Origin of the sequence: Nocardioides fonticola (assembly GCF_039536805.1) — a bacterium.
GTDB classification, from domain to species: Bacteria; Actinomycetota; Actinomycetes; order Propionibacteriales; family Nocardioidaceae; genus Nocardioides; species Nocardioides fonticola.
Map to the genome: position 1 here is coordinate 163,973 of NZ_BAAAZH010000020.1, position 21,483 is coordinate 185,455.

Consider the following 21,483-nt stretch of genomic DNA (forward strand, 5'->3'; position numbering starts at 1 on the left):
CCCCTCCCGGAGCAGGCGGATTCCGGGCCCGGGTGCTCGCGCCGGTAGATTGCGGCCCGTGCTGGACACCGTCTCCGTCGCCACCGCCGACCCTGACCGCGAGCAGCCGTGGGCCGACCTCGGCCTCAAGGCCGACGAGTACGCCCGGATCCGCGAGATCCTGGGCCGTCGTCCCACCAGCTCGGAGCTGGCGATGTACTCGGTGATGTGGAGCGAGCACTGCTCCTACAAGTCCTCCAAGGTGCACCTCAAGCAGTTCTCCGAGATCCCCCAGGAGACCGCCGCCGGCAAGATGCTGGCCGGCATCGGTGAGAACGCCGGCGTCCTCGACATCGGCCAGGGCTACGCGGTCACCTTCAAGGTCGAGTCGCACAACCACCCCAGCTACGTCGAGCCCTACCAGGGCGCGGCCACCGGCGTCGGCGGCATCGTCCGCGACATCCTCGCGATGGGCGCCCGCCCGGTCGCGGTCATGGACCCGCTGCGCTTCGGCCCCCTCGACGCCCCCGACACCCACCGCGTGCTGCCCGGGATCGTCGCCGGCGTCGGCGGCTACGGCAACTGCCTGGGCCTGCCCAACATCGGCGGCGAGGCCGTCTTCGACGAGACCTACCTCGGCAACCCGCTCGTCAACGCCCTGTGCGTCGGCGTCCTGCGGCACGAGGACCTCCACCTCGCCAAGGCCAGCGGCGTCGGCAACCAGGTGATCCTCTACGGCGCCAAGACCGGCGGCGACGGCATCGGCGGCGTCTCGGTGCTCGCCTCGGAGACCTTCTCCGAGGACGGCCCGGCCAAGCGCCCCAGCGTCCAGGTCGGCGACCCGTTCATGGAGAAGCTCCTCATCGAGTGCACCCTGGAGATCTTCGCGGCCGGCCTGGTCAGCGGCATCCAGGACCTCGGCGGCGCCGGCCTCTCCTGCGCCACCTCCGAGCTCGCCTCCGCCGGCGACGGCGGCATGCACGTCGATCTCGACAGGGTGCCGCTGCGCGACTCCACGCTCGCGCCCGAGGAGATCCTCATGAGCGAGAGCCAGGAGCGGATGATGGCCGTCGTCGAGCCCGACGACGTCGCCGCCTTCCTCGCCATCTGCGCCAAATGGGACGTCGACGCCGTCGTCATCGGCGAGGTCACCGACTCCGGCCGCCTCCAGATCGACTGGCACGGCGAGCGCGTCGTCGACGTGCCGCCGCGCTCGGTCGCCCACGACGGCCCCACCTACCACCGCCCCTTTGCCCGCCCCGACTGGCAGGACGCCCTCCAGGCCGACGCCGCCGAGGCGCTGGCCCGGCCCGCCACCGGCGCGGAGCTCGAGGAGACCCTGCTGCGGCTCGTCGCCTCGCCCAACCTGTGCGACAAGTCCTGGATCACCGACCAGTACGACCGCTACGTGCAGGGCAACACCGTGCTCGCCCAGCCCAGCGACAGCGGCATGATCCGCGTCGACGAGGACACCAACCTCGGCGTCTCGGTGGCCACCGACTGCAACGGCCGCTTCGCCAAGCTCGACCCCTACGCCGGCGCCCAGCTCGCGCTCGCCGAGGCCTACCGCAACGTCGCCACCGGCGGAGCCACCCCGCTGGCCGTCTCCGACTGCCTCAACTTCGGCTCGCCCGAGGACCCGAGCGTCATGTGGCAGTTCGCCGAGGCATGCCGCGGCCTCAAGGACGCCTGCCTCGAGCTCGGCGTCCCGGTCACCGGCGGCAACGTCTCGCTCTACAACCAGACCGGCGAGACCGCCATCCTCCCCACTCCGGTGGTCGCCGTCCTCGGCGTCATCGACGACGTCACGAAGCGGACGCCGTCGGCCTGGGCCGCCGAGGGCCTCGCCGTCGTCCTGCTCGGCGAGACCCGCGAGGAGCTCTCGGGCTCGGAGTGGGCCCACGTCGTCCACGGGCACCTCGGCGGCCTGCCGCCGCGGGTCGACCTGGCCGGGGAGAAGGCGCTGGCCGAGCTGCTGCGCGCCGCCGGCCCCGGCGCCGGGCTGCTCGCCTCGGCCCACGACCTCTCCGACGGCGGCCTGGCCCAGGCGCTCGTCGAGTGCTCGCTGCGCCACATGGTGGGTGCGGCGGTCGAGGTCGACGACGACCCCTTCGTCGCGCTGTTCTCCGAGTCCACCGGCCGCGTGCTGGTCACCGTCGACCCCGACGACGTCGAGGCGCTGCTCGACCTCGCCGAGCAGCACGGTGTCGCTGCCGCAGTGCTCGGCGCGACCGGCGGCGACTCGGTGATCGTCAGCGCCGCCGAGGCGCCCGAGCCGCTCTTCGCCACCCCGCTGCTCGAGATCCGGTCGCGCTGGATGGCGACCATCCCGGCTGCGATGGCCTGAGGTCGGCCCTCCCTGGTGGTCGAGGTGCGAGGAGCGCCAGCGACGAGCCCCGAGACCCGGTGGGACGGCGTGCGGTGCCGGTGGTGCCTCGGGTGCGGGGGTTTCGAGGCTCGCTTCGCTCGCACCTCAACCACCGGAGCTTGCCGGTGGTCGAGGTGCGAGGAGCGCCAGCGACGAGCCGCGAGACCCGGTGGGACGGACGGCGTCCGGTACGGCACTCCTCGGGCATCCGATCGACGCCCCGTGTCGAACGACCTGACGTGCGTCGCCGTAGCCTGCTGCTGACACCCGTCGTGGCCGCACTCGCCGCTGCCTGCGGCCGGGGCGAGGAGGAGGACGCAGACCGCATGCCCGACGCCCAGGGAGTCCGCCGCGTGCGCTACGGCTCCGACCCCAGCCAGTTCGGCGACCTCCACCTCCCCGACGGCGAGCCGCTCGGGCTCGCGGTGATCGTGCACGGCGGTTTCTGGCGTGCGCAGTACGGGCTCGACCTCGGCACGCCCCTGGCCGAGTCGCTGCGCGACCGCGGCTGGGCGGCCTGGAACATCGAGTACCGCCGGGTCGGGAACGGCGGCGGCGTGCCCGCCACGCTGGACGACGTCCGCGCGGCGATCGCGAAGACCGCCGACTTCGACCTGGGCGTGGAGACCGTGGTCGGCATCGGCCACTCCGCCGGCGGTCACCTGGTCACCTGGGCCGGGGGCGACCCGCAGGGCGGTGTCCTGACCCACGTCATCTCCCAGGCCGGGGTGGTCGACCTCGCCACGGCGGCCGCGGGGAACCTGGGCTCAGGGGCGGTCGCGGCGTTCCTGGGGCACCCGTACGGCCCCGACGACCGCGACGTCGACCCGATCGCGATGCTGCCGATCGACGTCCCCGTCTGGTGCGTGCACGGCACCGACGACACGATCGTCCCGATCAGCCAGTCCGAGGCCTATGTCGCAGCTGCGACCGACGCCGGCGGCACCGCAGAGCTCGTGCGGGTCGACGGCGACCACTTCGTCGTCATCGACCCCGACTCCGCCGCCTGGGCGCGCACCCTGGAGATCCTCGACGGCATCCTCGCCTGATGCGGGCCCGGTGACCCATCGGTCCGGGCGCGGCACCGCCCGCACCAGCCGGCTCGCCGTCGGCACGAGGGCCGAGAGTCCGCACGCCGCGGCGGCCAGCAGGACGCCGTCCCGTCCGCCCCAGGTGTGCAGCAGCACTCCGGCGAGCACCGGGGCCAGCGGCAGCGGGAGCATCGAGACGAACTGGCTCGCCGCATGGAGGCGGCCGACCAGCTCCGGCGGGGTGATGCGCAGCCGGTAGCTGGCCATGCCCGCGTTGCCGGCCGGGTTGAGCAGCAGCACGCCGACCAGGGCGGCCGCCACGACGGCCGGGTGCGGCCAGAACGCCATCGGGATCGCCAGCGGCAGCGGGCTCCAGGCCACGCCGATCGTCAGCCAGCCGGTGGGCAGGCGCCGGATCATGCGGGGTGCGAGCAGGGCGCCGAGGATGCCGGCCGCGGCCGAGGCCGTCTCGACCAGGCCGATGTGCAGGGGCGGGACGCCGTCCTCGACCAGTCGCAGCACCGCCAGCAGGAACAGGGTGTTCATGGTCAGGTTGGTGAGCGACGCCCACCCGCTCAACAGCCGGAACAGCGGGTGCCGCAGCAGGTAGGCGAGTCCCTCGCGCAGCTCGGCGCGGGCCGAGCGGCCGCTGCGCGGCGGTGCGGAGAGGTCGCTGCGCAGGCCGCGCAGCAGGATCGCCGCCGCGAGGTAGGTCGCCGCGTCGGCGAGCAGCGGCAGCCAGCGGGCGAGGCCGTAGGCCAGGCCGCCGAGCGGTCCGCCGACGAGACCGGCGACGTGCTGGCGGCCCTGGTTGAGGCTGAGGGCCTCGGGAAGCCGTTCGGGCGGGACGACGGTGCGCACGGCCGCCGTCTCCGCCGGCCCCAGCAGCCCGGCGGCGACGCCCGAGGCCAGCGCGGTGACCAGCAGGTGGGGGAGGCCGAGCACGCCGAGGATCGCGGCGGCCGCGGCGGAGCCGTACGCGATCGCGCCGAGCAGTGCCGCGCCGCGCATGATCCGCCCGCGGTCGACCCGGTCGGCGAGGACGCCGGCGGGCAGCAGGGTCGCCACGAGGCCGAGCAGGTGGGCGGCCTCGACGAGTGCCGCGAGCGCGACCGAGCCGGTGAGCGCGTAGCCCAGGAGCGGGAAGACGAAGGTGCTCATGCGGGAGCCGAGCTCGTTGAGGGTCTGGCTGATCCAGAGGAGGCGGAAGTCGCGCATATCCGCACCGTATGATGCGCACGTTATATTGCGCAATAGAACGTGCGCACTGAGTGGTGCGGGATTCCGCTAGGGTGACCGCGTGGGCACTCCCGTCGACGACGTCCGCGTGCTGCGGGCCATCGCGCACCCCGTGCGCAACCAGATCCTCGGCGAGCTCGACGCCGTCGGCTCCCTGCGTGCCGCCGACATCGCGGCCCGCCTGGGCATCCCCGCCAACCAGGCCTCCTTCCACCTGCGCCAGCTCGCGAAGTACGGCCTGGTCGAGGAGGACCCCGACGCCGCCCGTGACCGTCGCGACCGCGTCTGGCGGGTCGTCGACAGCGGGGGTCTCGAGGTCGACACCGGCCGGGTCGGAGCGGCGCCGGGAGGCGCCGCCGCCGCGCGCGTCTACCTGGGTGCGGCCGCGACCGAGGCCCACCGGCTGGTCGACCTCTGCTACGCCCCGCCCTCCGCTGCGCCGCAGGGCATCCACCGCTCCAGCAGCGACGACCGGCTGCTGCTCTCCTCCCAGGAGGCGCGTGAACTGCGCGAGGAGCTCACCGCCCTCGTCGACCGCTGGCGCGAGCGCGGCCGCAGCGGCCCCAGCGGCCCCGGTGGCCCCAGTGACGAGCGGGACGAGCGTCGCACCTACATCCTCCACTCCATGCTCGTGCCCCGCCCGCCCGTCGAGGCGGCGGAGGCGGCGGAGACCGCCGAGACGGACGACGCCTGATGCCCGCCCGTCTGCGCCCCGCCGATCCCGCCGACGTCGCCGCCGCCTTGGCGCGGCATCGTGCGGGCACCGCCGAACGGGCCGACCTCAAGCTGCTGGTCAAGCACGTGCTCGCCGTCCTGGAGACCCGTGCGCCGGGCCGCTCGGTGGAGGTGCGGGTGCCGCCGTTCGCGGCGATCCAGATGATCGAGGGGGTGCGCCACACCCGCGGCACGCCTCCCGCGGTCGTCGAGACCGACGCCGCCACGCTCATCGCGCTGGCGACCGGCGACCTCGCGTGGGCCGATGCCGAGGCGAGCAGTGCGGTCCGGGCCAGCGGCGAGCGCGCGGATCTCGCTCCCTACCTGCCCGTGCTGTGATCGGTCGCGTCCTCATCGCTCGAGGGGGTCGATGAGGCGGACGGCCGTGGTGATGCTGTCGGTGATCGCCGGGTCGCCCGTCCAGGCCGCGACGTCGAGCGCCGTGTCGGCGAACTTGATGACGTGCTCGTCGCCGTGGCGGGCCGCGAGGGCGAAGGCGTCGCGGACGTCGTCCGGCCGCTCGACCGGTGGCGGGGTCCATCCGGCTCGCACGGGGTACACCGCGTGGAGGGTGGCGCTGGCGGCCCACGCGGCCGACGCGCTGAGGGGCCACCACTCGCGGGGCACCGAGGGGAGCGTGCGCAGCACTGCGTTGGACGCCGTCGAGGCGTGCACGACCATCACCGCGTTGCCGCCGGCGGCTTGCGGGTAGCGGTGCACGTTGGCCTCGACGAGGCGACGCAGCAGGTCCGGCACCTCCTCCGGCTCGGGCGTCCACGCGGCGTGAGGTGCCGGGCGCTCCTCGGCGGCGAGGGCGGCGAAGCGCTCGCCGAGCCCGCCCCGGTCGCGCGCGATCGGCGCGACGGCGTCCAGCGCCGCCCGCGGTTCGGGCCCGAGGGGGACGCCGGCCGTCGGCGCCGGCATCCAGGCCGCGGCCCAGTAGCCCAGGGCATGGGCGAGTTCGCGCTCGCCGACCGCGAGGTCGACACGGTGGTCGCGCAGGGCGCGGGTCACGTGACCGACACGGATGATCGGGTGGGTCGCCGCCCCGGCCAGGCCCGGCAGCAGGCGCGGCCACCAGACGCCGAGCACCTCCTGCCAGCCACGCTCGGCGACCTCGCGTTCGAAGGTGGCGATCCAGGAGGGCAGACGCCCGCGATCGCCCAGCGCCTCGTCGCGTTCGGCGAGGGGGAGCGGGTCGGCCGTGGGCAGCGGCTGGTGGAGGCGCGAGCCGTAGGTGGTGAGCCAGGGCTCGATCTCCTCGGCGAGGCCGTGCCGTTGGAGGGCCTCGACGACCATCGGAGCGTGGTTGCTCAGGTAGCCGTCGTACTCGGGGCCGCGGGCCTGCGCGTGCAGCCACGCGTCGGAGAGCGTGGCGAGGTCGGTGTCGGTGGGAGTGGTCTCGAAGGTGGAGGTCATGCGACCATCGAAGAACCTCAACAATGGTTGAGGTCAAGAGGGAGGATCCCGGGGAGATGGCCGCTCGCTCGTTGCTCACGCCGTCCGAGGTCGTCGCCCGCAGCGGCGTGCCGGTCTCCGCGTTGCACTTCTACGAGCGTGAGGGACTGATCGAGGCCGAGCGCACGACCGGCAACCAGCGGCGCTACCACCGCGACGTCCTGCGGCGCCTGGCGTTCATCCGGGTCTCGCAGTCGGTGGGTGTGCCGCTGCGGGAGATCGCGGCCGCCCTCGACTCCCTGCCGAGCGGACGCACGCCGACGAAGGCCGACTGGGCCCGGCTCTCCCGCGGGTGGCGACGCGACCTCGAGAACCGCATCGCCGCGTTGGAGGACCTGCGCGACCGGCTCGAGGGCTGCATCGGCTGCGGCTGCCTCTCGCTGCGCTCCTGCTCGCTCTACAACCCCGCCGACACCCTCGCCGCCGAGGGCCCCGGGGCGCGGCGGCTGCCCTCGGTCGCCGAGGGTAGGTTGCGACCATGACGCTCACCCGCGACGAGATCGCGGCCCGGATCACCACCCTGCTCCCCGGGCTGCGCCACGACCTGGACGACCTCATCCGCATCGAGTCGGTCAGTGCCGACCCCGCCCGCGCCGGGGAGGTGGAGCGCAGCGCCCAGAAGGTGAAGGAACTGCTCGAGGCCGAGGGCTGCACGGCCGAGATCGTGAGGGACGGCGAGCACGGCGCGCCGGCGGTCATCGCGCACAAGCCCGGGCCCGAGGGTGCGCCGCAGGTGCTGCTCTACGCCCACCACGACGTCCAGCCCGAGAACGACCACGCCGACTGGGACTCCGCGCCGTTCGAGCCGACCGAGCGCGGCGAGCGGCTCTACGGCCGCGGCGCGGCCGACGACAAGGCCGGCATCATCACCCACCTGGCCGCCCTGCGGGTCTTCGGCGACGACCTGCCGGTCGGGCTCACGTTCTTCATCGAGGGCGAGGAGGAGGTCGGCTCGGAGACCCTGCCGGCGCTGCTCGCGGCCCACCGCGACCGGCTGCGCGCCGACGTCATCGTCATCGCCGACTCCGGCAACTGGGACATCGGCGTCCCGGCGCTCACCACCAGCCTGCGCGGCCTCGTGCGCCTCGACGTCGAGGTGCGCACGCTGAGCCACGCCGTCCACTCGGGCATGTGGGGCGGGCTCGTGCCCGACGCCGTCATGACCCTGGCGCGCCTGCTCGCCACCCTCCACGACGACGCCGGCAACGTCGCCGTCGCCGGGCTGCACGCCGGCCCGGCCGCCGATGTCGAGTACCCCGAGGAGCGGCTGCGTGCCGAGTCGGGCGCGGCCCCGGGCATCGAGTGGATCGGCTCGGGTTCCACCGTCGAGCGGCTGTGGACCAAGCCCGCGATCTCGATCACCGGCTTCGACGCCCCCAAGGTCGAGGGCGCCTCCAACACCCTCGTGCCGGCGGCCCGTGCCCGCATCTCGATGCGCATCGCCCCCGGCGACACCGCGGCCAGTGCGCTGGCCGCGCTCGAGGAGCACCTGCGCGCACACGTGCCGTGGGGCGCCACCCTCACCACCACCGTCGTCGACACCGGCGAGGCCACCAGCATCGACGCCACCGGCCCCGCCTACGACGCCGCGCGCGAGGCCTTCACGGAGGCCTGGGACGGCGTCGCGCCGGTCGACATGGGGGTCGGCGGATCGATCCCGTTCATCGCCGAGTTCCTCGAGACCTTCCCCGAGGCCAGCGTGCTCGTCACCGGCGTCGAGGACCCCGACACCCGTGCCCACGGCGCCAACGAGGGCCTCCACCTCGCCGAGTTCGAGCGGGTGCTGGTGGCCGAGTCGCTGCTGCTCACGAAGCTGGCGCAGCGCTAGGCGGCGTCAGCGGCAACCGCACGCGGAAGGTGGAGCCCGAGCCCAGCTCGGACTCCACCTCCACGCGGCCGCCGTGCCGGGCGATGATCCGGGCGGCGATGACCAGGCCGAGGCCGGTCCCCTCGCGGCTGCGGGCCTGGGGGTTGTCGGTGCGGAAGAACTCCGTGAACAGCCGGTCGCGGTCCTCGGGCGAGATGCCGATGCCGTCGTCGACGATCTCGACGACGGCTTCCGTGGTGGCGGTCTCGGCGCGGGCGGCGACCCGCACGGTGCCGCCCGCCTCGGAGTACTTCACGGCGTTGCCGACGAGGTTGATCATGACCCGCTCGATCTCCGCGGCGTCCCCGGTGGTCCACAGGTCGCCCCGGTACTCCTCGACCAGGGCGATCCCCGCGCGCGCCGCCCGGATCGAGAGCAGTTCGACGGCGGCGTGACAGGCCTCGCGCAGGTCGACCAGCCGGTCGGGCAGCGCCCGGTCGGCGTCGTCGACGAGGGCGAGGCTGATCAGGTCGGTGACCACCCCGGAGAGCCGCTGCGTCGCCCGCGCCACCCGCGCGACGGCACCGGTCAGGTGGGGATCGACCACCTCGCCGTCCCCGCTGCCGTCCCCGTCGCCGACCCCACCGGAGCCGCCCGGGCGGCCCATCGCGGCCTCCTGGAGGTCGCCGAGGTGCCCGAGCATCGAGCCGATCGGCTGTCGCAGCTCACGGCCGACCGCGGCCACCAGGCGGCCGCGGTACGCCGAGGCCTCCTGCTCGCGGGCGTAGGCGCGGGCGGTCAGGACGACGCGCCCGAGCTCCTCGCCCATGTCGCGCAGGGCGGCGACCTCCTCGTCGGTCCAGTCGCGATCGGAGGTCGTGCGGCGCACCACGATGCGTCCGAAGCAGTCGGGGCCGGCGCCGATGGGGGCCAACATGCCGGTCGCGGGCCCGGCCGGCGCGAAGGCCGCCCGGACGATCGCGAACTCGCGAGGGTCGATGATGTCGTTGCTCTGCGTGCGCGGGCCGATGGCCGAGGCGACGCCCCGCTGCCAGCACCGTTCTGCGGCCCGGTCGACGATCTCGGGCAGCCGCGGGTCCAATCCAACGAGGGGATCGGGGCCGCGCGGGTGGCCGGCCACCCGCACGTCGACCTCGTCGACCCGCAGGAGGCGGCGCAGGGTCGAGGTCACCTCGTCGAGGGCGCGGTCGAGGTCGAGCTGCTCGTTGGCGCGACGCACCAGTTGAGCCGCGCCCTGCGCGAGTCGGGCGCGTTCGAGCAGGCGCTGGTTGCGGATCGCGCGGGCCAACGGCCGTGCCGCGAGCAGCGCCGAGGCCGCCATCCGCGACCGCGCCTCGCCCTCGGGACGGCGTCCGTCGATCGGGAGGTCGAACCACACCAGACCGAGGTTCACGCCGTCGTCCTCGACGGGCAGGACGAGCAGGTCGTAGGGATGCCAGGCGCCTGGGTCGTCCGCGAGGTCGCGGGTCGGCTCGTCGGCGGTCCAGATGTCGGCGACCACCTCGACGGCCTCGTCCTCGGGGAGGAACAGCAGCCGGTCCCACGGCCGGCCGCGGCGCAGGATCTCCTCGACCTCGCCGAGCGGGGTCACCCGACCGACCAGCTCCGGTGGGGCCTGCGGGCCGCCGACGGCGACGATGGTGATCTCGCCGACCGCTCGGGGCACGCTCAGGCTGGCGATCCCGAATCCGGTGGCGGCGGCCAGGGCGTCGAGGTGCGCGGTGAGCTCGCCGACGTCCTCGCCCCGGGCCTCGATCGAGCCGCCCGCCCACTCGCCCCCGGTCACGACGCGTCCTCGGCCGTGAGGAGCGGCAACCGGATGCGGGCGACCGTGCCCTCGCCGGCCACCGACTCCAGTCGGAGGTCGCCGCCGGCGCCGTCGACGACGCGGGCGGCGACGGCCAGCCCGAGCCCGGCGCCGGGCCGGCTGCGCACCCGCGGATCGGCGGAGCGGAAGAACTCCGTGCCGACCTGCGGGAGCTCGGTGGCGGAGATGCCCCAGCCCTCGTCGACGACGGCGAGCGAGACGCGTGCGCCGTCGTCCTCGACCCGCACCACCACCGTGGTCGTGGAGCCCGGATCGGAGTACCGCACCGCGTTGACGAGCAGGTTGGCGACGACGCGGGTCAGCAGGTCGGACTCGAGGGGGACGAGGATCCGTGCGGGATGCTCGGGAGCGTCGAGCATGACGGTGATGCCCGCGGTGCGGGCGCTCGCCGCCGTGCGGGCGACCGCGACACGGGCGGCGGCCACGAGGTCGCCGACACCCTCCCCGATCGGTGCGGCGGTCCAGGTGCGCGAGAGCAGCAGCAGGTCGTCGACGATGGCCTGCACCCGGTCGCCGGACTCCCGGATGCCCTGGGCGGCGGCCAGCAGGCCGGGGCGGTCGCCCGCGGCGTCCTCGACGAGCTCGAGGAACCCCTGAGCGGCGGTCAGCGGGGCCTTCAGCTCGTGGGCCATCGTGCTGACGACCTGCGCTCGTTCCGCGGCCTGACGCTGCTCGCGTTCGAACAGCTCGGCGACGTGGAGAGCGCTGCCGATGTCGCGGCCGAGCTCGACGGCGGCCCGCAGCTCGAGATCGGTCCAGTCGGGTCGACCCGCCCCGCGGAGCAGGATCAGCGCTCCGAAGGCCTGCTCGCGCCACCCGACCGGTACGAGCATCACGCTGTCCAGGTCGCGCTCCTCCAGCCCGGCCAGCACGAGGGCGCGGACCTCCTCGGGCACGTCGTCGGGCACCGTCCGGCTCGGGGAGATCACCGAGACGACGCCGCGCTGCCAGTACCCCCGGGCGCTGGCGAGCGCGCCCTCCGAGAGCGTCGAGAGCAGGCGGTGGGGCTGCGCCTGGGCGGGATCGAGGGCGTTGACGACCGGGCCGTGGCCGGTGCCGAGGTCGGCGTAGACGACGTCGACGCCGAGGTGGTCGAGGAGCGTCGCCGCTGCCGCCTCGGCCACCGCGGCGCGGGTGCGCTGGGCGAGGTGCCGACGGACCCGCACGCGACTGTCCTCGGCGAGCTGGACCGCGCGGCGCAGTCGCACCTCCTGGTCGATGCGCTGCACGAGCGCGCCGACCGGTCCGGTGATGTGGTCGAGGGTCGTCAGGACGGCCTCGTCGGGACGGCGTCCGTCGAGGGGGTCGTCGACCTGGAACCAGACCAGGGGGCGCCCGTCCTCGTCGCGATGCACCGAGCCCCAGTAGTCGGTGACGCCCCACCGGGCGGGGTCGCCGGACGCGCCCGTGTCACCGCCGGCACCGCTGCCACCGCCGGCACCGATGGCACCGGTGCCGTCGGGGAGCCCCTGCGTGGGCGTGGGCACGTGGAACGCCCACAGGGCGTGGGCCCGGTCCTCCTCGCGCGCGAAGTACGCGCTGCCGCGCTGCAGGTGCGGCTCGCCGACGGTGTCGGCGAAGACCGCGTCGGGGATGTGGGTGCCCAGCAACGGGTGGTGACGCCCGTCGGTCGATGCGCCCGCCACGATCTGGAACTCGCCGGTGACCCGGTGCACCGCGGCGATCGCCAGCCGGCAGCCGGTGACCCGGCGGACGACGTCGGCCAGCCGCTCGAGTTCCCGGTCGTGGTCGAGCACGCCGCCCAGCGCGTCCTCGATGTCGGCGAGGAGGGCGGCGGCGCGCTCCGGCATCCGCGAACCTCCGCTTCTCAGGCTGACCCTGCTCGGGCCGACCCGGGATCGGCGCCTCGGGTCGAACGGGCGAGGTTCCCCAACGTAGGGCAGGTCACGTCCGGGTGCGGGCGATATTGGGAGGTCGGCGACCCCGGCCCGTAGGATGACGCCGTGCCCGCCGCTGAACGCAGACGCAAGGGCGGCGACGGTCGTCTGACCGCCGCTCTGGACCCCCAGGACCAGGGACCCCAGGACGCCTGCGGCGTCTTCGGCGTCTGGGCTCCTGGCGAGGACGTCGCCAAACTGACCTACTTCGGTCTCTACGCCCTGCAGCACCGGGGCCAGGAGTCTGCCGGCATCGCCGTGAGCAACGGCCGCCAGATCCTGGTCTACAAGGACATGGGCCTCGTCTCCCAGGTCTTCGACGAGACCACCCTCGACTCCCTCCAGGGCCACCTCGCGATCGGCCACTCGCGCTACTCCACCACGGGTGCGAGCACCTGGCAGAACGCCCAGCCGACCTTCCGGCCGACCGTCGACGGCTCGATCGCCCTGGGCCACAACGGCAACCTGATCAACACCCACGAGCTGCGCGAACTCGTCGACGCCCTGCCCGGCCCCGACGACGAGCTCGACCTGCACACGCGGCCGCAGGAGAACTCCACCAACGACACCGGTCTGGTCACGGCGCTGCTGGCCCACCACCCCGACACCACGCTGGAGGAGCGGGCCCTCGAGGTGCTGCCGATCCTGCGCGGGGCGTTCTGCTTCGTGTGGATGAACGAGGGCACGCTCTACGCCGCCCGCGACCCGCAGGGCATCCGCCCGCTCGTGCTCGGCCGCCTCGACTCCGGCTGGGTGGTGGCCTCCGAGGACGCCGCCCTGGCCACCGTCGGCGCCAGCGTCGTCCGCGAGGTCGAGCCGGGCGAGATGATCGTCATCGACGAGAACGGCCTGCGCTCCCACCGCTTCGCCGAGCCCGCGCCCAAGGGCTGCGTCTTCGAGTACGTCTACCTGGCCCGGCCCGACGCCACGATCAGCGGCCGCAGCGTGCACCAGGCCCGCGTCGAGATGGGCCGCGAGCTGGCCCGCCAGTACCCCGTCGACGCCGACCTCGTCATGCCGGTGCCCGAGTCCGGTACCCCGGCCGCCGCCGGCTACGCCGAGCAGTCCGGCATCCCCTTCGGCCAGGGCTTCGTGAAGAACGCCTACGTCGGCCGCACCTTCATCCAGCCCAGCCAGACCCTGCGCCAGCTCGGCATCCGGCTCAAGCTCAACGCGCTCGAGCACATGGTGCGCGGCAAGCGCGTCGTCGTCGTCGACGACTCCATCGTGCGCGGCAACACCCAGCGCGCCCAGGTGCGCATGCTGCGCGAGGCCGGCGCGCTCGAGGTGCACGTGCGCATCTCCTCGCCGCCGGTGAAGTGGCCCTGCTTCTACGGCATCGACTTCGCCACCCGCGCCGAGCTCATCGCCAACGGCCTCGACGTCGACGAGATCGCCGCGAGCGTCGGTGCCGACAGCCTCGGCTACATCTCGCTGGAGGGCATGATCGAGGCCACCGGCCAGACCGCCGACCGCCTGTGCCAGGCCTGCTTCACCGGCGAGTACCCGGTGGCCCTCCCCGACGAGTCGCTGCTCGGCAAGCACCTCCTCGAGGTGTCGCTGAAGTCCCCCACCGCCGGCAAGGCGCTGCCCGTCCTGAACAACCCCTAGGAGGGGCCGTGACCGACTCCCAGAACGCCTACGCCCGGGCCGGCGTCGACATCGACGCCGCCGACAAGGCGATCGAGCTGATGAAGGGCTGGGTCGAGAAGGCCCGCCGGCCCGAGATGATCGGCGGCCTCGGCGGCTTCGCCGGCCTCTTCGACGCCTCGGTGCTCACCCGCTACCAGCGCCCGCTGCTGGCCACCTCGACCGACGGCGTCGGCACCAAGGTCGCCATCGCCCAGGCGATGGACGTGCACGACACCATCGGTTTCGACCTCGTCGGCATGGTCGTCGACGACCTCGTCGTGTGCGGCGCCGAGCCGCTGTTCATGACCGACTACATCGCCACCGGCCGCGTCGTCCCCGAGCGGATCGCCGCGATCGTCAAGGGCATCGCGGAGGCGTGCGTCCAGGCCGGCTGCGCGCTCATCGGCGGCGAGACCGCCGAGCACCCTGGCCTGCTCGCCCCCGACGAGTACGACGTCGCGGGCGCCACCACCGGCGTCGTCGAGGCCGACCACCTGCTGGGCCCCGGCCGGGTGCGTCCGGGCGACGTCGTCCTGGCCATGGAGGCCAGCGGTCTGCACTCCAACGGCTACTCCCTGGTGCGCCACGTCTTCCTCACCGAGGCGCAGTGGGCGCTCGACCGGCAGGTCGAGGAGCTGGGCCGCACCCTCGGCGAGGAGCTGCTGGTGCCGACCCGCATCTACGCCAAGGCGTGCCTCGACCTGGCCCGCACCACCGGCGTCCACGCGATGGCCCACATCACCGGCGGCGGCCTGGCGGCCAACCTGGCGCGGGTGATGCCCGTCGAGCTCTCGGCCCGCCTCGACCGCGCCACCTGGACCCCGCAGCCGATCTTCGACCTCGTGCGCCGCGTCGGCGAGGTCTCCCAGCCCGACCTCGAGGCCACCCTCAACTGCGGTGTCGGCATGGTCGCGCTGCTGCCCGAGGCCGACGTCGACGCCGCGATCGCGCTGCTCGGCGGGCACGGCATCCGGGCCTGGGCGGCGGGCGAGGTGGTCGCCGGCGGCGAGGGTCGGGTCGAGCTGGCCGGTCAGCACCCGGGCTGGTGAGCCGGGCCGCTGCGGCGGCGCCGTCCCCGTGACGGATTTCTCGGACGTGAGTGTGCGGGAACACCGGGTGACCGGGTACCGTTGCGCACACGAGAGACTCAAGTTGAGCCCGGGAGCCCTGGTGCCCCGGCCGAGCGTGCGAGGGGGCTGACCCTATGGGGCGCGGCCGTGCAAAGGCCAAGCAGACGAAGGTCGCCCGCGACCTGAAGTACCGTACCCACGAGACGGACTTCAGCGCGCTGGCGCAGGAGCTGCATGGCGAATCTGGCAGCAGTGACGACCACGACGATCAGGACGAGTGGTCGGACTACGCGAACCGCTCGCGCGACTGACCTCCTACCTCCTCCGCGCGATCACCACGTCACCGTGTGATCCGTAGCCGACGACGCGTCCGCCCCGGCGGGTGCCGTCGAAGGTCACGAGGAGTTCGGGCTCGCCGTCGTCCCCCGGGACGAGCGTGGGCCACGGGATGTTCGTCGGGTACGGCGCCGTCAGGGTGCCGCGCTCGACGAGGTCGAGATCGAGGACGGCGTAGCGACGGCGCCCGCGCCGTGAGTCGGGTCCGTCGCTGACGAGCACCCACCGGTGCCCTGCGGCGTCCTGGTGCAGCGTCGTGCCCTCCGTGGCGCGGCGCCCGGTGTCGGCGGCGCGCAGTCGCAGCCGATCGAGGTCGGGCCCTTCGGCGACCCCCGGACCGAACACGAACCACCGGCGGGCGCTCACGAAGCCGACCAGCCACCCCTCGCCCTGGCGCACCAGGTGCGGGTCCCAGACGCCCACCGACCCGGCGGGGGCGGGGATGGCGAGCGGTCGGGTGGTCAGGAGGTGGCGCCCTCGCGTCAGCGGCGTCCAGGCGGGCACGTCGGCCAGCACCGCGTCGACGCGCGCGCCGGGGCGGGCCTCGTCGAAGTCGCCCCAGGTGCTGGTGGCGACCAGCCAGCGGCGGGCCGGCCGGTCGAGGACGACGTGGGTCGCGTGGTCGCCGAAGGCACCTCGCCGGTCGGGACGCCGGAAGAACAGGTCGGCGCGGTGGGTGAGCTCGAGGGTGTCGGTGGCCAGGTGCCACAGCGAGGTGTGCGCGGTGTCGAAGAACCCGGGGCCGGCGCTGGTGGCGCTCAGCAGCACCCCGCCCTCCTCCGGGCCGTCCTCTGAGCCGTCCTCCGGGCGCACCGGCGTGCCGTCCTCGTGGGTGACCAGACGCAGGTCGCGCAGCCCCAGTTGGCCGAAGCCGCCGGCGCGCAGAGAGGTCACCGGACCGTCGTGCTCGACGACGAGACCCGCCAGCCACGCCTCGTCGCGGGTGTCGGCGACGACCGGGTCGCGGGCCAGGTCGACCCGGGCCCGCGCCGTCCAGTCCTCGCCGTCCTCGCCCTTCTCGCCGGCACCGTCGGCGGTCAGCACGGTGGCGTGGGTGCCGGTGAGGGTGAGCGCGATGCGGGTGGCCTGCGGCGAACGCGCGCTGCGTCGGCTGCGGTGCTCGGTGACGAGGTCGCCGTGGGTCAGGCGCAGCCAGGCCGTCGCGCCGTCGTGGACCGCCTCGATCACCACGTCGGCCGAGCGCAGGCGCAGCACGACGTCGGCCCGGTCGACGCCGGGCGGCCCGAGGGTCGCCTCGACGGCGGCGTAGGGGGCCGGCTGGGGCAGCGCGTGCGCCGAGGCCGGGCCCGGATCGGTCAGCTCGACGGCGGTCGAGGTGGGGCTGACCAGGCGCACCGGACGACGTCGGACCGCCTCGACGAACTCCGGGAAACGCGGGGTGGCGGCCACGCCCCGATCGTAGCTAGACCGGGGCGGGCCGCCAGCGCGCCAGGAGGAGCGCTCAGTTGAGCGCCATGCGCGGTTCGCCGTTGGTCAGACCGGTGCCGCTGATGGTGCAGGTGCCGCTTCGCGGGGCGCCGGCGTTCCAGGCCTGGCGCACGCAGCTGCGCAGCGCCAGCTGCGCCCAGTAGTTCGGGTGCAGCGACTCCTGGATGTAGTACGGGCTGGAGCCGGCGGTGGTGACGGTGCGGATCTGGTTGATCCATTCGGTCTTGTCGACCGCGCCCGCCTGGGTCCAGCTCGTCAGGCCCTTCTCCTCATAGAGGCCCACCGTGTTCTCGCACAGGCGCCGGCCGTTGAAGGCCGAGGCCAGGTTGAGGGTGCGCACGTTCGTGAGGCCCGAGGCCGTGATCGCGCCGCTGACGGTGCTGTTGATCGTGGGCAGGGCGGTGGCGTTGGCCCAGTTCGCGTCGGCGTCCCAGAAGCCGCAGCCGCCGGTGCTCTGGCGGGTGTAGCCGCTCTGGGAGTAGCGGAAGCCGGAGGCGTTGGGGATCGGCGAGGGGTAGTTCTGCACCAGCAGGGTCCAGGCGGTGTCGGCGTACCCGGCGTTGCGCATCGCGGTGCGCAGGTTCTGCAGGCCGGTGGCGATGCGGGCCTTGACCGCGGCGATGTTGGCGCTGGTGAAGTTGGCCGTCACCGAGCTGTCGTCGTTGCAGTAGTCCTTGGCCCAGCTGGGGGAGTAGAGGAAGTCGACGACGCAGCTCTGCACGATCGAGCCGAAGTTGAAGTCGTTGCCGCCGATGGAGACCACCACGAGCTTCACGTTGTGGGTGGTGGCGAACTGCTGGAGCGCCTTGGCCTGGCCGATGTGGCCGGCGCCGTCGTCGGCGAAGTCCAGGCCCGGCTTGAAGTTGCCGTCGGAGTCGGTGAACGTCGAGGTCTTCGCGCCCGAGCAGGCCAGGTTGGCGCCCAGCGTGCCCGAGCCGATGAACGCCTCGGCCGCCTTGCTGCGGTGGCAGCGGGGGATCGCCTCGCCCGAGGCGGTGTCGTTGTAGGCCGCCGCGCCCAGGGCGTCGGCGTAGGCCGAGGAGCTGTTGGAGTTGCCGGCCCATCGACCGGCCTCCCCGGAGATGTAGGAGTCGCCGACGGTGACGACGTACGGCGTCCCGACACCGGGGCCGTCCGCGCCCGCGGGCGCGGCGGTCAGGGTGAGGGCGCCGAGGCCGCCGGCGAGGAGGGCGAGGGCGGTGGCCGAGGCGGCGAGGAGACGGGGTGAGCGGCGCATGAGCTGCCTTTCGTGCTGGGTTCCGAGACCCTCGGGAACCTAGTGGTGACCCAGCTCACAGCGGAAGGTGCGACGGGTGAACTCCACCCGTCCGGTCCGCGGCCCGCCGTCCCGTGGCAGCCCCGTCAGCGCAGCACGAGGACGATGCCGACCACGCCGGGCAGCACCCCGAGCAGCAGCCACGGCGTCAGCGGGGAGCGCTTGTGGATCATGAAGCCGGCCGCGATCGCGATGACGCCGAAGGCCGAGGCGATGATGTTGAGCCCGATCTGGGCGGTGCGCTGGCTGTCGTCGATGAAGAGCGTGCCGATCACCAGACCGACCGAGAGGTGCAGGATCGTGGTCACCACGAGGGCCGACATCACCCACTGCTGCACCCGCGTCGTCGAGCGCGAGGTGGGCCGCGGCGGCGGGTTGTTCGGGTCGATGAGGTGACGGCGGCGCGGTGCGGGCGCGTTGGTATCGGCGGGGGTCACGTCCCGATCCTCCCCCGTCGCCGGGCGCCGGAGCAGTGGCCATGGTCCCGAACCCCCGCGCGATCGGTGTAACCGCAGTCACACTGGATCGTTGCCACGACGTGCGTGCCCCCACCCGCGTCCTCGTGTCCACCGTGCTGGGCCTCGGCCTGCTGCCGGGCCTCGTGGCCGGCCTCGATCCCGGCGGCGTCCTCCCGTCGGCGGGTGCCGAGGCGGCACCGGGCGCCGTCGCCTCGCCGGTCGCGGCCACCGCCACCTCGGCGGTGCGCGGCCTCCACGTCGCGGTGGTCTCGACCCGGGCCGACCTGGTCTCCGGGGGCGATGCGCTGATCGAGGTGCGCTCGGCCTCGCCGCGCTTCACCGTGCGGGCCGGCGGGCGCGACGTCACGCGGGTGTTCCGGTCGGTCGGGTCCGGGCGCCACCTCGGGCTCGTCGACGGCCTGCCGCTCGGGCGCACGACGATCACGGCGACCGCGGCCGGCCGCAGCGACCGCGTGGTCGTGGTGAACCATCCGGCGGGCGGACCGGTGCTCTCCGGCCCGCAGACCCGCCACTACCGCTGCCCCGAGGGCACGCGGACGCCGCGGTGCGAGGCGCCGGCGCGCTACGACTTCCTCTACCGCTCCACCGACCCGACCAGCACCGGGCTCCAGCCCTACGACCCCGCGGACCCGCCGTCCGACATCGCCACGACGACGACCGACGCCGGCGTCGAGGTGCCCTTCGTCGTGCGCCGCGAGCAGGGCTACCTCGACCGCGACCGCTACACGATCCTCACCCTCTTCCGCCCGGGGAAGGCGTGGACGGCGGCGCAGCCGCAGCCGCAGTGGAACCACAAGGTGCTCGTGCCGCACGGCGGCGGCTGCGGGGTCTCCTACACCGCGGGCGACGCACCGCTCGAGGACTTCTCCGGCACCTTCGACGGCGTCCCGACCGGCAGCGACCCGACCTACGTCACCGCGCTGGGTCGTGGCTTCGCGGTGCTCTCGACCGCGTTGGACAACACCGGCCACGCCTGCAGCGTCACGCTCAACGCCGAGTCGGTGTTGATGGCCAAGGAGCGGCTGGTCGAGCACTACGGCACGATCCGCTACACCATCGGCACCGGCTGCTCGGGTGGCTCGATCGCCCAGCACACCGTGGCCAACGCCTACCCCGGCATCTACCAGGGCCTGGTCACCACCTGCTCCTACCCCGACGCGTTCAGCCCGGGCGCCCAGTTCGCCGACTACCACCTGCTGCGCCTCTACTTCGAGGACCCGTCGCGGTGGGGCACCGGCGTCGTCTGGTCGCCGACCCAGATGGCCGCCGTCGAGGGCCACCTGAGCCACGTCAACGCCGTCGTCGCCGACGAGGGTCTCTTCAAGGCCGCCCTCAACCCGACCCATGCCTGCCCCGGCACCCTCGACCCGGTGAAGGGCGACGAGCGCACCCGCTACGACGCGCTCCTCAACCCCGGCGGCGTGCGGTGCTCGGTGCTCGACCTCGTCGTCAACCAGCTCGGACGCCGTCCGCGCAGCGAGTGGGGCAAGGCGGAGAAGGCCGTCGGTCGCGGGTTCGGCGGCATGCCGTTCGGCAACCGCGGCATCCTCTACGGCCTCTCCGCGCTCTCCTCGGGTCTGATCACGCCCGCCCAGTTCGTCGACCTCAACGAGAAGATCGGCGGGCTCGACCTCGACGAGAACCCGATCGCCGACCGGACGACGGCCACGCCGTCCGCGATCCGGCGGGCCTACCGCACCGGCCTGGTCAACGAGATGACGCACCTGCGCGACGTCGCGATCATCAACTTCGGCGGCCCCGACCCGGGCCTGGCCCACGACTACAGCCACGCCTTCTGGACCGAGGAGCGGATGCTCGCCGCCCAGGGCCACACCGACAACCGCGTGATGTGGTTCGGGCCGGCCCCGCTCATCGGGCTCCCGTCGTGGGCGAACGAGGCGTTCGATCGGATGGACGCCTGGCTGAGCGCGGTCGAGGCCGACACCCGGCCCGGGTCGCTCGCGGCCCGCATCGTGCGCGACCGGCCCGCCGACGTCACCGACCGCTGCCTGGTCGCCGACCTGAACCCGGTGTGCTCCATCGAGGAGCTGCGGGTGCTCCAGACCGACCTCAGCACCCCGCGCCAGGAGGCCGGCGGGCCGGTCGCCAACGACGTCATGCAGTGCGCGCTGCGACCGCTGAAGCGCTCTGACGTGGCGGTGGGCCCCCTGTCGTTCCTGCTCGGCGACGCCGAGTTCGCCCGGCTCCTGCAGGTCTTCCCCGACGGCGTGTGCGACTGGTCGAAGCCGGGGCTGGGGCAGGGCCCCACGGTCACCTGGCTGCGCTACGACGCCCCCGGTGGTGGTGTGGTCTACGGCGGCCGGCCGCTGCCCGCCGCCGTCGGTGGCGCGGGCCTGGTGGGCCCGGCGTTCCGCGAGGGGTTCAGCGGCTCCAGGTGACGACGAGTTCGTTGCGCTGACCGAACCGCTCGAGGTGGCGGCCCACGACATCGGTGACGACGTCGAGGCCGGCATCGTCCTCGGCGGTCGCGGTGAGGTGCAGGACGCCGTCGGTGCTGGTGAGCAGGCAGTCGCCGACGGTCAGCACGATGCGCACCCCGGCGTCCTCCTCACGGATCTCGGCCTTGCGTCCGAGGTGGGAGGCGAGCTGCTTGGCGTAGCGCTCGGGGGTGGCGGTGGCGACGTCGGCGTGGGCGTTGAGGGGCATGGGGACCACCCTGGCGCACGAACCTGTGGGTCGGGACGTGGGGGTGCGGTCGCCGTCCGATAGTCGGGGCGCTTTCGCAGGGATACGCCCGCGGCGCCGAGCACGTGGGGGGCGAAACCTGATGTTGTGGGGCGAAGCTTCGCCCATCAACATCAGGTTTCCCCGCGCGGTTCCTGGGGGTGAGTGCAACACCGGCCGAGTGAGGGGTGTGTTGCATGTCGGGTCTGGTGT

At 73.8% G+C, this 21,483-nt stretch carries 17 protein-coding genes and 1 pseudogene; 10 read left to right on the plus strand and 8 right to left on the minus strand.

The genetic code is table 11. The features are described from left to right. Positions 1-58: 58 nt before the first annotated feature. Positions 59-2,326, plus strand: coding sequence for a phosphoribosylformylglycinamidine synthase subunit PurL (gene purL / locus ABD671_RS14265; protein ID WP_344734087.1), 2,268 nt, complete (start codon positions 59-61; stop codon positions 2,324-2,326). A gap of 260 nt (positions 2,327-2,586) precedes the next feature. Continuing rightward, the gene (locus tag ABD671_RS14270) at positions 2,587-3,396 is read left to right on the plus strand and encodes an alpha/beta hydrolase family protein (protein WP_344734088.1); all 810 of its coding nucleotides are present in this window, start codon (positions 2,587-2,589) and stop codon (positions 3,394-3,396) included. 183 nt (positions 3,397-3,579) lie between these two features. Here ABD671_RS14270 and ABD671_RS14275 read toward each other — a convergent pair. Beyond that, positions 3,580-4,596, minus strand: a pseudogene (locus tag ABD671_RS14275) (MFS transporter); the annotation flags it as partial. An 82-nt stretch (positions 4,597-4,678) separates the two neighbouring features. Here ABD671_RS14275 and ABD671_RS14280 point away from each other — a divergent pair. Then, positions 4,679-5,311, plus strand: coding sequence for a helix-turn-helix domain-containing protein (locus ABD671_RS14280; RefSeq protein ID WP_344734089.1), 633 nt, complete (start codon positions 4,679-4,681; stop codon positions 5,309-5,311). Further along, positions 5,311-5,670 (plus strand): sterol carrier family protein, encoded by a 360-nt coding sequence (locus ABD671_RS14285; protein ID WP_344734090.1) that lies wholly within the window; start codon positions 5,311-5,313, stop codon positions 5,668-5,670. Before ABD671_RS14280 ends, ABD671_RS14285 begins: the two co-directional genes overlap by 1 nt. 12 nt (positions 5,671-5,682) lie before the next feature. On the opposite strand, the gene ABD671_RS14290 is transcribed toward ABD671_RS14285, so the two are convergent. Next, positions 5,683-6,750 (minus strand): hypothetical protein, encoded by a 1,068-nt coding sequence (locus tag ABD671_RS14290; protein WP_344734091.1) that lies wholly within the window; start codon positions 6,748-6,750, stop codon positions 5,683-5,685. Between the two features lie 56 nt (positions 6,751-6,806). Here ABD671_RS14290 and soxR point away from each other — a divergent pair, with 56 nt between their 5' ends. Together soxR and ABD671_RS14300 are read left to right on the plus strand one after the other, a co-directional pair. Continuing rightward, entirely contained in the window at positions 6,807-7,271 is a 465-nt protein-coding gene (gene soxR, locus ABD671_RS14295) for a redox-sensitive transcriptional activator SoxR (RefSeq protein WP_344734092.1), read from the plus strand. After that, entirely contained in the window at positions 7,268-8,617 is a 1,350-nt protein-coding gene (locus tag ABD671_RS14300) for a dipeptidase (RefSeq protein ID WP_344734093.1), read from the plus strand. The genes soxR and ABD671_RS14300 overlap by 4 nt, the downstream gene beginning before the upstream one ends. Here the strand turns inward: ABD671_RS14300 and ABD671_RS14305 are convergent. Next, on the minus strand, positions 8,595-10,403 hold the full coding sequence (locus ABD671_RS14305; protein ID WP_344734094.1) for an ATP-binding protein: 1,809 nt from the start codon (positions 10,401-10,403) through the stop codon (positions 8,595-8,597). The two genes, ABD671_RS14300 and ABD671_RS14305, sit on opposite strands and share 23 nt — an antisense overlap. Next, positions 10,400-12,256, minus strand: a complete 1,857-nt coding sequence (locus tag ABD671_RS14310; RefSeq protein WP_344734095.1) for a sensor histidine kinase — start codon at positions 12,254-12,256, stop codon at positions 10,400-10,402. The genes ABD671_RS14305 and ABD671_RS14310 overlap by 4 nt, the downstream gene beginning before the upstream one ends. 153 nt (positions 12,257-12,409) lie before the next feature. Between ABD671_RS14310 and purF the strand changes: the two genes are divergently transcribed. The 3 genes from purF (at position 12,410) to ABD671_RS14325 (ending at position 15,356) form a co-directional block, all read left to right on the plus strand. After that, positions 12,410-13,954: an amidophosphoribosyltransferase gene (purF, locus tag ABD671_RS14315; protein WP_344734096.1), complete on the plus strand. Its 1,545-nt coding sequence runs from the start codon at positions 12,410-12,412 to the stop codon at positions 13,952-13,954. Positions 13,955-13,962: 8 nt separating this feature from the next. Continuing rightward, positions 13,963-15,024 (plus strand): phosphoribosylformylglycinamidine cyclo-ligase, encoded by a 1,062-nt coding sequence (gene purM, locus ABD671_RS14320; protein ID WP_344734097.1) that lies wholly within the window; start codon positions 13,963-13,965, stop codon positions 15,022-15,024. 155 nt (positions 15,025-15,179) lie between these two features. Next, positions 15,180-15,356: a DUF3073 domain-containing protein gene (locus tag ABD671_RS14325; RefSeq protein WP_344734098.1), complete on the plus strand. Its 177-nt coding sequence runs from the start codon at positions 15,180-15,182 to the stop codon at positions 15,354-15,356. Between the two features lie 4 nt (positions 15,357-15,360). On the opposite strand, the gene ABD671_RS14330 is transcribed toward ABD671_RS14325, so the two are convergent. The 3 genes from ABD671_RS14330 to ABD671_RS14340 all read right to left on the minus strand — a co-directional run bounded on the left by ABD671_RS14330 (position 15,361) and on the right by ABD671_RS14340 (position 18,543). Next, positions 15,361-16,791 (minus strand): hypothetical protein, encoded by a 1,431-nt coding sequence (locus ABD671_RS14330; protein ID WP_344734099.1) that lies wholly within the window; start codon positions 16,789-16,791, stop codon positions 15,361-15,363. Between the two features lie 52 nt (positions 16,792-16,843). Then, positions 16,844-18,067: an SGNH/GDSL hydrolase family protein gene (locus ABD671_RS14335; RefSeq protein WP_344734100.1), complete on the minus strand. Its 1,224-nt coding sequence runs from the start codon at positions 18,065-18,067 to the stop codon at positions 16,844-16,846. Between the two features lie 125 nt (positions 18,068-18,192). Beyond that, on the minus strand, positions 18,193-18,543 hold the full coding sequence (locus ABD671_RS14340) for a hypothetical protein (RefSeq protein WP_344734101.1): 351 nt from the start codon (positions 18,541-18,543) through the stop codon (positions 18,193-18,195). Between the two features lie 101 nt (positions 18,544-18,644). Between ABD671_RS14340 and ABD671_RS14345 the strand changes: the two genes are divergently transcribed. Continuing rightward, positions 18,645-20,984, plus strand: a complete 2,340-nt coding sequence (locus tag ABD671_RS14345) for a DUF6351 family protein (protein WP_344734102.1) — start codon at positions 18,645-18,647, stop codon at positions 20,982-20,984. Here the strand turns inward: ABD671_RS14345 and ABD671_RS14350 are convergent. Continuing rightward, positions 20,968-21,252 carry a DUF2218 domain-containing protein gene (locus ABD671_RS14350; protein WP_344734103.1) on the minus strand — a complete coding sequence of 95 codons (285 nt, stop codon included), beginning with the start codon at positions 21,250-21,252 and terminating at the stop codon, positions 20,968-20,970. The genes ABD671_RS14345 and ABD671_RS14350 overlap by 17 nt on opposite strands. Positions 21,253-21,483 lie beyond the last annotated feature (231 nt).

Bases quoted from the DNA above. Each gene is read 5' to 3' on its own strand.
- ABD671_RS14335 (WP_344734100.1), bottom strand. From the start codon at position 18,067: ATGCGCCGCTCACCCCGTCTCCTCGCCGCCTCGGCCACCGCCCTCGCC.
- ABD671_RS14300 (WP_344734093.1), top strand. From the start codon at position 7,268: ATGACGCTCACCCGCGACGAGATCGCGGCCCGGATCACCACCCTGCTC.
- soxR (WP_344734092.1), top strand. From the start codon at position 6,807: ATGGCCGCTCGCTCGTTGCTCACGCCGTCCGAGGTCGTCGCCCGCAGC.
- ABD671_RS14325 (WP_344734098.1), top strand. From the start codon at position 15,180: ATGGGGCGCGGCCGTGCAAAGGCCAAGCAGACGAAGGTCGCCCGCGAC.
- ABD671_RS14310 (WP_344734095.1), bottom strand. From the start codon at position 12,256: ATGCCGGAGCGCGCCGCCGCCCTCCTCGCCGACATCGAGGACGCGCTG.
- ABD671_RS14350 (WP_344734103.1), bottom strand. From the start codon at position 21,252: ATGCCCCTCAACGCCCACGCCGACGTCGCCACCGCCACCCCCGAGCGC.
- ABD671_RS14290 (WP_344734091.1), bottom strand. From the start codon at position 6,750: ATGACCTCCACCTTCGAGACCACTCCCACCGACACCGACCTCGCCACG.
- ABD671_RS14285 (WP_344734090.1), top strand. From the start codon at position 5,311: ATGCCCGCCCGTCTGCGCCCCGCCGATCCCGCCGACGTCGCCGCCGCC.